Here is a 12,061-nt window from a genome sequence, read left to right as displayed (position 1 = left end):
GGTGGCGCCGGTGAGCAGGGTGTTTGCCGGCTCGCGTGCGGATGAGCGCTGCGGGCATTGCCTGGAGCAGGCGCTTCAGTGATTTCGCGAGAACGGACGCTCAAGTGGTTGCAGCGGGGGCGCGCGCTGTGGTGGTTGAGATCGCTCGCAGGTGTTGCATCGCGTAGGAGCGCCATGGGCGCCACCGTTGTGCGTGCTGCTCCGATGCCGGTCCGAGGCGACGCAGCCCTTCCCGAACGGCTGGGTCCGTGGGGAGGAAGACGTCGGGGTCGCCAAGGGCTCGCATGCGGATCCGGGCCACGGCCTGGGCATTTACGCCTGGTAGGGCGAGGAGTTCGCGTTCGATCTGGTCGCGGTCGGTCTCGGGGCCGAGGTGAACGGTGCCGGCGACCAAGGACCGGGCCAAGGCGGTGATCGGGGCCGGCACGTTCGCGTCGGCCAGGGCTTCCATGCGGGGGAATGCGTGGGTGACGCCGATGGGGACGTCTTCGTGTGTCTGGGCCGGTGGTGGTTCGGGGTCGTTCGCCTGGGCGAGCGGTCGCCGGGGCTGGGCGGCCGATGAGGGTAGTGGCGTGCCGTAGTGCTGGACCAGGTGAGTGAGCAGGGCTCGGCCTTCGCTGGACTCCTCGTTCACGATCGCGCGTATCGCCATCTCGGCCGCGTCCACGTGGCCGGGGATCCGCCTGCCTGGGGCCGTTGCGACCAGAGGAGCCAGGAGAGGGTCGATGCCGAGATGGTCGTTGACGTCGCGGGGGTCGGCGTCCAGGTCGAGGAGGCGCCGGCAGCGTCGTACCGCGGCGGGGAGGTCCTTGAGGGTGTCGAGCCGCAGCTCGCAGGACACGTACGACTCGCCAGGTCGTAGCGTGACGAGGCCCAGGCCGTGAGGGAGGGTGAGGGCTCGGCGATAGAAGTCGTCGCCGGCCTCCTCCAATCCGGGGATCGCCCGTTCGGCCAGGTACTGGAACAGGTCGGTCAGGTCCAGAGGCGGGCGGTAGGTGAGGCGCAGGTGGAGCACCCCGTGGGGAGGCTGGGGTGCTTGGTGCGAGGGCTCGCGGGTCCGCTGGTGTGGCCTCTTCGTGCGGCCGGTGCGGCGTATGGCACTGGGCGTGGTGTCGTATACCTTGCGCATCGTGTCGTTGAACTGGCGGATCGTGGAGAAGCCGGCGGCGAACGCGATCTCGCCGGCGGGCAGGTCGGTGGTTTCCAGGAGGGTTCGGGCATTGGCCGCTCGTTGTGCCCTGGCGAGCGCTTGCGGGCCCGCGCCCAGGTCGGCGATGAGCTGGCGGCGTAGCTGGCGCTCGCTGTAGCCGAGCCGGGCCGCCAGCCCGGTGACGCCCTCCCGGTCCACGAGGCCGTCGGCGATCAGTTGCATCGCGCGGCCGATGACGTCCGCGCGGACGTTCCATTCGGGGGAGCCGGGGGCGGTGTCGGGGCGGCAGCGTTTGCACGCGCGGAAGCCCGCCTCCTGGGCGGCCGCGGCGGACGGGTAGAAGCGGACGTTCTCGCGCCTGGGGAGCGCGGCCGGGCAGCTTGGACGACAGTAGATGCCGGTGGTCACGACGGCGACGAAGAAGCGGCCGTCGAAGCGGCCGTCCCGGCTCCTGAGCACGGCGTACGCGTCTTCGTCTGCGAGCATGTGCCCTACTTTTCCTGCTCCTCGCCTCTCTCACTAGTGACCATCGGACATCAAGCGTCTTGATCAGCTAAGCGGGATGCGGCTGGGGGTGGCGGGGCTGTTCATGGGAGACAATGGGCGACCATGGATATCACCAGTGCTGTTGTCACTGGCGCCGCCAGTGGAATAGGCAGAGCCCTTGCCGGCCGTCTGCGCGCGGCCGGGGCTCGGCTCGTGCTCGCCGACCTCGACGCGGCGGGGCTCGCTTCCGTCGCGGCGGAGTTGGATGGCCAGGCCGTCCCGACCGATGTCTCGGACGCCGGGGCGATGGACGCGCTCGCCGCCGCTGCGCCGGGCGTTGACCTGGTGTGCCTCAACGCCGGCATCGTCGGCAAGGACGTCGGCGTGCCGTGGGAGGTGGGCGCCGCGGACTGGGACCACGTGTTCGCGGTGAACGTGGGCGGCGTGGTCAACGGGCTGCGGGCGTTCGTTCCGCGGTTGCTCGAGAGCGGGCGGCCGGGGCACATCCTGATCACCGCCTCGCTGGCGGGGCTGGTGACGTTCCCGGCCGGGGGTGCGTACGCCCCTTCCAAGCATGCTGTCGTCGCCATCGCCGAGCAGGCCGCTCAGGCGCTCGCCGGCACGCCGATCGGGGTGACGTTGCTCTGCCCGGCTCTCGTTCGCAGCGGCATGTCGCCCGAAGGCGAAGATCCGGCGGACATCGCCGACAACGCGCTGGCGGCGGTGCGCGCAGGGGCGTTCACCGTGGTGCCGGACGTCTGGAGCGGTGAGATCGTACGGCGGGCGCAGAGGCTGGCGACCGGCGCCCAGCCGGAACTCCCGACGCCGGCCCCCTGACGGCCGGTCCTGCCGTCACCGGCGGGAGCTCGAACCGGTCCACCAGCTCGGCGCGGCGGCGCTCGGCGGGACCTCTGCGTCGCGCAGGGAACCGCCGGGGGATTCAGCCGTTCTTGGTCGCGGTCCGGTCGAGGACCTCGGCCAGGGCGGCCATGGAGAGCCTGGCCGAGCGGATGCGCCTGGTCTGCGCCTCGTCGGTCCAGCCCAGCCGCAGGCCCTCGGCGGCCAGCTCGTCGAACGCGATGAACGCGGCGAGCTTCTGCCGGATGACCTTGGACCAGGCGTCGTCCTCGATCTGGTAGTAGACGTTCCGCTCCCCGGGCTTGCGGAGCCGCCGGATCAGTTTGATGGACGTCAGAAGGTGCATGTTCGTGGTGAGCGACGCGCGGCTCGCGCCGATCGCCTCGGCGATGTCGCCGGCGGTCTGCTCCGGCGGGTCGCAGGCCATGAGCCAGCCCAGGACGCGGCCGGTGATGGGGGCGAGCCCCCACTCCTCGGAGACGAACGTCCCCACCCGCTCGACCCAGTCGAGCACCTGCTCGCGATCGGGGCCGTCCTGCCCAGTCATACGATCACCCTAACGCTCACCGTTTCGCCAGTAACTTCGGACACAACCACAACAACCGGCATCGGCAAGCGCGGGCCGGCTCAGGCGGCTATCCAGCGGCCATTCGCCTGAGCTGCTGCGCCCGCGCCCCCGCGTCCCCCGGCAGGTCCCGCTCGGCCAGCCCAGCCGCGATCCGCTCGCGGAACTCGGCGGGCCGGTGGTCGTCGTACTTGAACTTGGCCCGCACCCCCACCACCTCCAGCCGCAGCCCCCGGATCGCGGACAGCATCTTCCGGTACGGCCCCTCGTCGGCGGCCATCACGCCGTGCCCGCCGTCCGGCTGGTGGTGTGCCAGCTGGCGGCGCAGGATCTCCGCCTTGCCCTCCTTGTCGTCCACGATCCGCGCCGCGCACGTCAGCTGCACGGAGGCGTAGTAGCTGGTCGGCACGCCGTTGGCGGGGGAGTCCGAGCGCCACGTGGACGGGATGTAGGCGTAGTCGTCATGCACGCTCACCACCACCGCCGGGTTGGCCTCCAGCGCCGACCAGATCGGGTTGGGCCTGGCCAGGTGAAGCACGATCTCCATGTCGCCGTCGAACAGGAAATGCGTCGGCACCACGACCGGTGGGCCGCCGGTCACGCCGTTCGCCGCCAGCTGGCCGAAGTCGCGCGTACGCAGCCAGCTCCTCCACTCGTTCCTGTCGCGGGCCGCGTCCCATGGGTGAATGAGCATCTAAATCCTCTTGTATTAGTACATAATGGCTTTTGTGCTAGAAAAATATCGAATTACTGGCGGGACGGCCAGCGATATTGCGGCCGGGGTCGAGGCCGCGGTGTCCGAGGGCCGGTTGCCGCCGGGCACGGCGCTTCCCCCGGTGCGCGAGATGGCCGCGCTGGCCCAGGTCAGCCCCAACACGGCGGCGGCCGCCTACCGGCTGCTGCGCGAGCGCGGCATCGTGGAGACCGCCGGGCGGCGGGGCACCCGGGTCAGGCCGCGGCCGGCCAGCACGGCCCGCGAGGACATCCGCATCGAGGTGCCGCCGGGCGTACGCGACCTGTCCAAGGGCAACCCCGACCCCGCCCTGCTGCCGTCCCTGCACGAGGCCCTCGCCGCGGCGGCCCGTGCGCACCAGGATCGGCCGGCCATGTACGGCACGGACGACGACGAGGAGCTCCTCGCCCTGGCCGGCGCCCGCCTGCGCAGGGACGGCGTGCCGGTGGCGCCGCTGGCGATCACCTCGGGCACCCTCGACGCGGTCGAACGCGTCCTGGCCGCCCACCTGCGTCCTGGCGACGCGGTCGCCGTGGAGGACCCTGGCTGGTCGGCCCTGCTCGACCTGGTCGGTGCGCTGGGCCTGCGTCCCGTGCCGATGCGGCACGACGACGACGGCCCGCTGCCCGACGAGCTGGGGAAGGCGCTGCGGGCGGGCGCGCGGGCCGCGGTGATCACGGCCCGCGCGCAGAACCCGACCGGCGCCGCCGTCACCGCCGAGCGCGCCGCGGCTTTGCGTGAGCTGCTGGCGGCGCACCCGGGTGTCCTTCTCGTCGAGGACGACCACGGCGACGGGTTCGTGGACGTCCCCCTGCATCCGCTGGCCGGCGTCACGGCGCGCTGGATGCTCGTCCGCTCGACGGCCAAGGCGTTCGGCCCCGACCTGCGGCTCGCGCTGATCACCGGCGACCAGGTCACGCTGGACCGGCTGCGCGGACGGCAACGGCTGGCCGCGGGCTGGGTCAGCCATCTGCTGCAGCGGGCCGTGGCCCACCTGTGGTGTACCGAGGCGGTGGACACCGCCGTGGTGGCGGCCTCGTACGCCGAGCGCCGGGACGGATTGGTCGCGGCGCTGGCCGCACGCGGCATCCCGGCGCACGGCCGTACCGGGCTCAACGTGTGGGTGCCCGTCGCGGACGAGGCCGCCGCGATCACCCGCCTTCTGGCGCGCGGCTGGGCCGTCGCGCCGGGCGCGCGCAACCGCGTCGGCACGCCGCCCGCAATCCGCCTCACCGTCTCGCCCCTGCGGCCCGGCGACATCCCGCCGCTGGCCGACGACCTCGCCGCCGCCCTGCGCCCGCCGTCACGCGGCCGGTACGGCTGAGCCGGCGGCAAGCCGCAGCCCGTCCCGCCGCCGTGTGGAATGCCGAAGACGGGTGCCGGGGGAGGCGCGGCGCCATGGGCCGAGCAGGGCACGCCCTCCGGTGGGCTCGATCAGCGCTCGTGATTCACGTGAATCACGGCCGCGTGGCAGGACAGGATCGGCCCGCCACCTCGCCCGTCCCCGCCACCGCCGGCCGCGACCCCGTTCGCCCCAAAGGCGCGACCCGCCTCGGATCTGCGACGCGCCTCGGATCTGCGACCCGCCTCGGACGCAGGGCCGGCCTCGAACGCGCCACGCAATGGGCCAGCACGCCGAGCGCACCCACCATCACCACTGCGAGCCCGGCCAGCGCCGCGGCGTCCCATCCGCCGCCCAGCGCACCGAAGAACGCGCCCCCGGCGACCGTGCCGCCGAGCACTCCTCCGGCCTCCTGCACGGTCCCGAGCACCCCGGCCGCGGCGCCCGCCCGCTCCCGCCGTACCGATGACAGGACCCGGGAGATCAGCGGCGACATCAGCAGCCCCATCCCACTCCCCGTCACGAGCAGCGCCAGAGCGATCTGGTACGCCCCCGCGTCCCGCCCGACCACGTGACCTAACAGCGCCAGCCCCGCCACCAGCGCCAGCGCGGCGATCCCCGGCGGCACCCGGTTGGCCCGGAGGGAGCCGAGGAAGAAGCCCGCGTTCAGCGCGGTGCACAAGGTTCCGGCGGCCAGCGGACTCAGGCCGAGACCTTCCTGCAGGTACAGGGCGAGCACGAAAGACAGTCCCGCCGACGTCCCGAACAACAGCGCCACCGCCACCAGCCCGCCTGCGAACCCCCTCTCCCCGAACACCGCCAGATCGAGCAGCGGCGCCCGCCCGGAGGCCGCGAGCCGCCGCTGCCTCCGTACGAAGGCGACCAGGACCGGCGCCGAGGACGCCAGGCACAGCCACGTCCACGGCGGCCAGCCCTGCTCCCGCCCCTCGACCAGCGGCAGCACGACGGCCACCAGCCCGGCCGCGACCAATGCCGCCCCGGGTAGGTCGAGGTCGCGCCGCGTGCCGGAGCCGGCGGTGCGGGGGAGCAGCCGCCCGGTCAGCGCCAGCGCCGCCACGCCGACCGGTACGTTGACCAGGAAGCAGGCTCGCCAGCCCAGCCCGAGGGGATCGGCCGCCACCAGCAGCCCGCCGACCGCCTGCCCGCTCACGCCCGCCAGGCCGACGGCGGTGCCGTACCAGCCGAACGCCCTGGCCAGAGCCGGGCCCTTGTACAGGACGCCGAGCAGCGCGAGCACCTGCGGCGCGAGCAGCGCGGCCGCGATCCCCTGGACGACTCTGGCCAGCACCAGCGTCACGGCGTCGGGGGCGAGCCCGCACGCCGCCGACGCCACCGTGAACAGCGCCAGCCCGATGGCGAACACGCGGCGATGTCCGTACAGGTCGCCGAGCCGCCCGGAGACGATCAGGCCGGCGGCGTACGCGAGCCCGTACCCGGCGATCACGAGCTGCGCGGCGGCGTCGCCCGTGCCCAGGCCGGCCCGGATCGACGGCACGGCCAGGTTGGCGACGAAGAAGTCGAGCGTGGTCATGTACACGGCGACCAGTACGACGGGCAGGGCGAACATGGGACTCCAGAGGAGCGGGGGAAACGCCGGGCGGAGGGAGAACACCGGCGGACGCCGGACGGTTGACCTCACCCTGGAGCGGGAGCGTTACGATCGCCTGCGGATCGGCTACGGGCCGGAAGGGCTGACCCCCATCAACCGATCGGTGGATGTCGGTGGCGGCGCGCGCCAGCGAGGCTCAGAACATGACAGCGATCATCGAGATCAACCACCTGAGCAAGAGCTACAAGACGGGCAAGGCGGTCGACGGCGTCTCCCTGACGGTGGAGCGCGGCGAGATCTTCGGCATCGCCGGCCCCAACGGCGCGGGCAAGACCACCCTCGTGGAGTGCGCCTCCGGACTGCGCCGGCCGGACGGCGGCACGCTGCGCGTGCTCGGCCTGGACCCGCACGACGACCGGCGCGAGCTCCTCCAGCGCATCGGCGCCCAGCTGCAGGAGGCGGCACTCCCCGACGCGATCAAGGTCGGCGAGGCATTAAGGATGTACGCCTCCTTCTACGACAAGCCAGCCGACTGGCGAGCGGTCATGGACGAATGGGGACTCGCAGACCGGAAGCGCGCCCGTTTCGCGAACCTGTCCGGTGGCTGGAAGCAGCGCCTGTTCATCGCGCTGGCCCTGGTCGGCAACCCGGAGGTCGTCTTCCTCGACGAGCTCACCACCGGCCTGGACCCCGCCGCCCGCCGTACCACGTGGGGCCTCATCCGCGAGATGCGCGAGCGCGGCGTCACCGTCGTGCTGGTCACCCACTTCATGGACGAGGCCCAGGCGCTGTGCGACCGCCTCGCCATCGTCGACCGCGGCCACGTCATCGCCGAGGGCAGCCCGCGGGAGCTGATCGCGAAGGCGGGAACCGACTCGCTGGAGAACGCGTACTTCGCTCTGACCGAAAGGGAAATGGCATGAAAGGCCTCACGAACGTCATCGCCGTCGAACTCAAGCTGATCGTCCGTGACCCGATGTCGGCCTTTTTCGCGCTCGTCTTCCCGGCGATCATGCTCTGGGTCAAGCTGCGCGGCGGCAACAAGCCCCTGCAGGGCGGGACGCCGCTGATCGACGCCACGGTGCCGATGCTGACCGCGTTCGTCATCGGCCTGGCCGCGCTGGTCGTGCTCCCCGCCACGCTGGCCCAGTACCGGGAGCGCCGGGTCCTGAAGCGGCTGCGCGCCACTCCTGCCTCTCGCGCGACGCTGTTCGTGGCCCAGTGGGCGGCGCACATGCTGCTGGCGGTGCTCGGCTCGGCGCTGCTGATCGTCATCGGCCTGGTGGCGTACGGCCTGACCGCGCCGGCGAACTTCGCGGGCGTTCTGGTGGCGTGGCTGCTGAGCGCGCTCAGCCTCGGCTCCATCGGGCTCCTCCTCGGCGCCCTCGTCCCCACCGGCCGCGCCGCGACCGTGATCGGGCTGGGCGTGTTCTTCCCGATGGTGTTCCTGTCCGGCGCCATGATCCCCCGGGAGACCATGTCCGGCTCGATGCGCGCCATCGGCGACCTCCTCCCCATGGCCCCGGCAGTCCAGGCGATCCGCGACGGCTGGGCCGGCGGCCCCACGTCACCGCTTACGCTGGGCGTCATGGTCGCGATCTCGATCGTCGCGGGTGGCGTCGCCCTCAGGACGTTCCGATGGTGACGACCGGCTCGGGCCTGTCGCGCTGGGACCGGGTCCAGGGCGCGCTGCCGTACCTGCTCGTCCTCCTGCCCGCGCTCTTCGCCCTGCTGCGGGAGTGGCGGCTGGAGGTGCTGGTCCTGGCGCTGTTCGCGGTGGCCTGGCACTGGCTGATGGTGACCTCCCACCCCGGCTGGATCACCCGCCCGGTGGTGCTGATCGCCTACTTCGTGGTCCTGCTCGCCGTCGTCGGGGCCCTGGTCAGGATCGACACGGTGTTCACGGTGACGGGGCTGGGGGCGTTCGTCCAGTGTTTCGCCCTGCTGCCCGGGTGGTGGGCGTACGGCGGGGTGGCCGTGACGGTCGGTGTGCTGATCGCCGCCCGCCCCCAGCTCGGGCGCACTCCGGTCGAGCTGCTCGGCTCCTTCGTCGTCGGGGTGCTGGCCGCCTCCACGGTCGGTCTGATCATCAAGACCATCTCCGACCAGAACGACCAGCGCAAGGTGATGATCGCGGAGTTGCGGGAGACGAGCGCCAAGCTGGTCGCGCTCGCCGACGAGAACGCGAACCTCCAGGCCCAGCTGCTGACCCGGGCCCGCGAGGCCGGCGTGCTGGAGGAGCGGCAGCGGATGGCCAGGGAGATCCACGACACCATCGCGCAGGGCCTGACCGCCATCCTCACCCAGCTCGAGGCGATCGGGGACGTGCCACCTTCGGCTCGCCCACGCCTGGACACGGTGCAGGCCACGGCCAGGGAGAGCCTGACCGAGGCCCGTCGCTCCGTGCAGGCGCTGCGCCCAGCGCCGCTGCAGCACGAGGCGGAGCTGGGGACCGTGCTGGCGGACCTCGCGGCGAACTGGTCGCGGAACTCGGGCGTGCCCGCCTCCGTGTCGATCACCGGCGATCCGCGTCCGCTGCACGCGGAGGTGGAGACGTCCCTGCTGCGGGTGGCCCAGGAGGCGCTGGCCAACGTCGCCAAGCACGCCTCGGCCGGTCGCGTCGGACTCACCCTTTCGTACATGGACGATGTGGTGGCGCTGGACGTACGCGACGACGGCTCTGGCTTCATGCCGGAGGTGACGGATGGGGAAGGCTTCGGCCTCATCGCGATGCGCCAGCGCATCACCCGCCTGGCCGGGAACTTCGAGCTCGAGTCCGCCCCCGGCCAGGGCACCGGAATCTCCGCCACGGTCCCGGCCATCCCCGCCGGCCCCGAGCCGGGATTGTGAGGCCATGCCACCGATACGTCTGATCATCGTGGACGACCACCCGATCGTCCGCGACGGCCTGCGCGGCATCTTCGCCGGCGACGCCGGCTTCGAGGTCGTCGGGGAGGCGGCCGACGGCCCCGAGGCTCTCGCGGTGGCTCTGCGTACCGGCCCTGACGTCGTGCTCCTGGACCTCCGCATGCCGAAGATGAGCGGCGCGGAGGTCATCCGCCGGCTCCGCGAGCAGACGCCCGGCATCCACGTGCTGGTCCTGACCACGTTCGACAACGACGCCGACATCCTGCCCGCGATCGAGCAGGGCGCCACCGGCTACCTCCTCAAGGACACGCCACGCGCCGACCTGCGACATGCCGTGCGGGCGGCGGCCCGCGGCGAGACCGTGCTGTCCCCGACCGTGGCCGGCGTGCTGATGAAGAAGGCGCGCACGCCGGAAGAGTCGCGGACGCTGAGCCGCCGCGAGCTCGAGGTGCTCAAGCTCATCGCCCGGGGCGCTACCAACCGGGACATCGCCGGGAAGCTGTTCATCACCGAGGCGACGGTGAAGACGCATCTGCTGCATGTCTTCGCCAAGCTCGAGGTGAAGGACCGGGCGGCCGCGGTGGCCGCGGCGTACGAGACGGGCCTGCTCAAACCGGCCGCCGACGGCTGACCTCCGTCGCGAGAATCGAAGCCCGCACCGGCGGCGGTCGCCGGACGGCTGCGCTCCTTCCACGCCTTCGCTGACACAGATCGGTCCGAGATCCTGGTGACAGGTGGTCAACTTTCCCTCATTCTCTGTTATGGTCCCTTCTTGTCCGAAAATTGGGACACCCATTACCCCTAGGAGGATCATGAAGAGCACACAGAGGATCGCCGCCTTCACGACGGCGATGGCGGTGGCCACCGCTCCCCTGCTGGCGCTCGCGTCCCCGGCGTCCGCCGAACCCGCCAAGACCGCCCAGACCGCCCAGAGCCTGCCGCTGGACTGGGTCTCCCTGGAGGCGCTCAGCGGGACCCAGTTGCTGCAGCGCGTCAAGCAACTGCTGGGCAAGGGCTACGTTCCCGAGGCGTTGAGCGTGACCAACGCGGCGAACCCGCAGTACACGTCCGTCTGGATCAAGGACACCACCCGCAAGGTGAGCGTCCTGCAGGGTCTGTCGGCGACCGACCTGCCCAAGACCATCACTGAGCAGGCGAAGGCCGGCTTCCAGCCCGCCATGATCACCGGCACCGGCACGGGCGCGGACGCCGTCTTCGCGGCGGTCTTCGAGAAGACCACCCAGCAGATCCAGTCCAAGCTGGACTTGACCAAGGAAACCTTCGTCAAGGTCAACGCCCAGCTCACCGCCGCCGGTTACAGCGTCGCCTCGCTGGACGTGTACGGCACGGTCGAGAAGCCGCTCTACGCGGCCGTCTGGGTGGCCGGCGCCGCCACGGGAACCGTTCAGGTGACCATGGGTCAGACCGTGGAAGAGCGCGGCAAGGAGCTCCTGGCGCGGGCGAAGCAGGGCCTGCGTCCCGTTGTGATGGCCGTCGAGCCCGGCAAGCTCTACACCACCGTGTGGAGCAAGGGCAGCTCGACCGGCCTGAAGGAGTACCTGAACCTGTCCAAGGTGACCTACACGCTCAAGTCCGTCCAGATGAAGGCACTTGGGTACCGGCCGGAGATCCTGGACACCGAGGGCGGCCTCATCGCGGCGATCTGGACCAAGAGTTAAGAAGATCGCTCGAGCAGCGGAGAACCCGGTGAAGCTGCGACCGGCGATCGTGGGCTGAGTCCGGCACAGGATCAGTGTGCCGGACTCAGCCCCCACGATAGTGCAGGTCAGCGGCGACTGCTTGCGCGACGTCAGCCTGGTTGTGTTGCTGAGCTTCGAGGAAGCTCTTGCGCATGCGGTGTTCGTCAGGGAATCTTGACGACTATGCCATTGAAGATTGCTGACATCCCCGATCACGAGGGCTTCGCCGCGCCCGTGCTCCCCGATGGCGAGCTGGCCTCATCAGCCAGCGCCTTCACCAGGACCTTCGTCGGCTACCAAGCCTCGTGTTCCTGCGGGTGGGCCGACCGGCGCCGATTCCCGGCCACGCCGGAGGGGGCCAAGGAGGCGGAATACCGGTGGTGGAGCAGGCACGCCCCGCCACTGCTCGCCGCCGCACCACCGAGCTGGCTGGTGACCAAGTCGAACCTCCTCTGCGAGCAGATCGTGAAGCTCGCAGCCGAACGCCCTCTCGCCGCCCTCACCCTGCTGTCTCAAGTAGAGAGCTGGCAGCGCACCCTGCTCGATCAGGCCGTCGCCGGGGCCAGGGAAACCGGCGCCTCCTGGGCGGAGGTAGGGGACGCGATGGGGATCTCCAAGCAGGCCGCCCACGAGCGGTTCAGGGCGCACGTGAGCACATAAGGGAGCGCCGGCCGAGCCCTCCACGGCCGGGCCCGGCCGTCCGTCGCTCGCGGCAGCCGCACGTGGGGCTCGACCACGAGGCGGGGGCACGACGGGTCTCCATGGCCGCACTGGTGAAGGAGGCCGATT

The 12,061-nt window shown here is 71.5% G+C and carries 12 protein-coding genes; 8 read left to right on the top strand and 4 right to left on the bottom strand.

The features are described 5' to 3' along the window. Nucleotides 1–100: 100 nt before the first annotated feature. The gene (locus tag EJK15_RS22275) at nucleotides 101–1,636 is read right to left on the bottom strand and encodes a DNA-3-methyladenine glycosylase 2 family protein (RefSeq protein ID WP_138712397.1); all 1,536 of its coding nucleotides are present in this window, start codon (nucleotides 1,634–1,636) and stop codon (nucleotides 101–103) included. A gap of 123 nt (nucleotides 1,637–1,759) precedes the next feature. Between EJK15_RS22275 and EJK15_RS22270 the strand changes: the two genes are divergently transcribed. Then, nucleotides 1,760–2,473, top strand: a complete 714-nt coding sequence (locus EJK15_RS22270; protein ID WP_138712396.1) for an SDR family oxidoreductase — start codon at nucleotides 1,760–1,762, stop codon at nucleotides 2,471–2,473. 103 nt (nucleotides 2,474–2,576) lie between these two features. On the opposite strand, the gene EJK15_RS22265 is transcribed toward EJK15_RS22270, so the two are convergent. Then, entirely contained in the window at nucleotides 2,577–3,041 is a 465-nt protein-coding gene (locus EJK15_RS22265) for a GbsR/MarR family transcriptional regulator (RefSeq protein ID WP_138712395.1), read from the bottom strand. Between the two features lie 88 nt (nucleotides 3,042–3,129). Continuing rightward, the gene (locus EJK15_RS22260; RefSeq protein ID WP_138712394.1) at nucleotides 3,130–3,753 is read right to left on the bottom strand and encodes an FMN-binding negative transcriptional regulator; all 624 of its coding nucleotides are present in this window, start codon (nucleotides 3,751–3,753) and stop codon (nucleotides 3,130–3,132) included. Between the two features lie 34 nt (nucleotides 3,754–3,787). Here EJK15_RS22260 and EJK15_RS22255 point away from each other — a divergent pair, with 34 nt between their 5' ends. Next, nucleotides 3,788–5,116 carry an aminotransferase class I/II-fold pyridoxal phosphate-dependent enzyme gene (locus EJK15_RS22255; RefSeq protein WP_138712393.1) on the top strand — a complete coding sequence of 443 codons (1,329 nt, stop codon included), beginning with the start codon at nucleotides 3,788–3,790 and terminating at the stop codon, nucleotides 5,114–5,116. 133 nt (nucleotides 5,117–5,249) lie between these two features. Here the strand turns inward: EJK15_RS22255 and EJK15_RS22250 are convergent, their stop codons facing one another. After that, the gene (locus tag EJK15_RS22250; protein ID WP_138712392.1) at nucleotides 5,250–6,722 is read right to left on the bottom strand and encodes an MFS transporter; all 1,473 of its coding nucleotides are present in this window, start codon (nucleotides 6,720–6,722) and stop codon (nucleotides 5,250–5,252) included. Nucleotides 6,723–6,907: 185 nt separating this feature from the next. On the opposite strand from EJK15_RS22250, the gene EJK15_RS22245 reads away from it, so the two are divergent. From EJK15_RS22245 to EJK15_RS22220, 6 genes are all read left to right on the top strand, one after another. Further along, nucleotides 6,908–7,627: an ABC transporter ATP-binding protein gene (locus EJK15_RS22245; RefSeq protein WP_138712391.1), complete on the top strand. Its 720-nt coding sequence runs from the start codon at nucleotides 6,908–6,910 to the stop codon at nucleotides 7,625–7,627. Beyond that, nucleotides 7,624–8,349 (top strand): ABC transporter permease, encoded by a 726-nt coding sequence (locus EJK15_RS22240; protein WP_138712390.1) that lies wholly within the window; start codon nucleotides 7,624–7,626, stop codon nucleotides 8,347–8,349. The genes EJK15_RS22245 and EJK15_RS22240 overlap by 4 nt, the downstream gene beginning before the upstream one ends. Beyond that, nucleotides 8,343–9,554, top strand: a complete 1,212-nt coding sequence (locus EJK15_RS22235; protein WP_138712389.1) for a sensor histidine kinase — start codon at nucleotides 8,343–8,345, stop codon at nucleotides 9,552–9,554. Before EJK15_RS22240 ends, EJK15_RS22235 begins: the two co-directional genes overlap by 7 nt. A 4-nt stretch (nucleotides 9,555–9,558) precedes the next feature. Further along, a complete protein-coding gene (locus tag EJK15_RS22230) occupies nucleotides 9,559–10,203 on the top strand; it encodes a response regulator (protein WP_138712388.1) in 645 nt (214 codons plus the stop codon). Nucleotides 10,204–10,384: 181 nt separating this feature from the next. After that, the gene (locus EJK15_RS22225) at nucleotides 10,385–11,251 is read left to right on the top strand and encodes a hypothetical protein (RefSeq protein WP_138712387.1); all 867 of its coding nucleotides are present in this window, start codon (nucleotides 10,385–10,387) and stop codon (nucleotides 11,249–11,251) included. A gap of 204 nt (nucleotides 11,252–11,455) precedes the next feature. Continuing rightward, the gene (locus EJK15_RS22220) at nucleotides 11,456–11,932 is read left to right on the top strand and encodes a hypothetical protein (RefSeq protein WP_138712386.1); all 477 of its coding nucleotides are present in this window, start codon (nucleotides 11,456–11,458) and stop codon (nucleotides 11,930–11,932) included. The last annotated feature ends 129 nt before the right edge of the window (nucleotides 11,933–12,061 follow it).

It is taken from the genome of Nonomuraea basaltis, assembly GCF_005893125.1.
Taxonomy (GTDB): domain Bacteria; phylum Actinomycetota; class Actinomycetes; order Streptosporangiales; family Streptosporangiaceae; genus Nonomuraea; species Nonomuraea basaltis.
The sequence above is the reverse complement of the archived record's forward strand: the minus strand, read 5'-3'. Positions and strand labels throughout refer to the sequence as shown.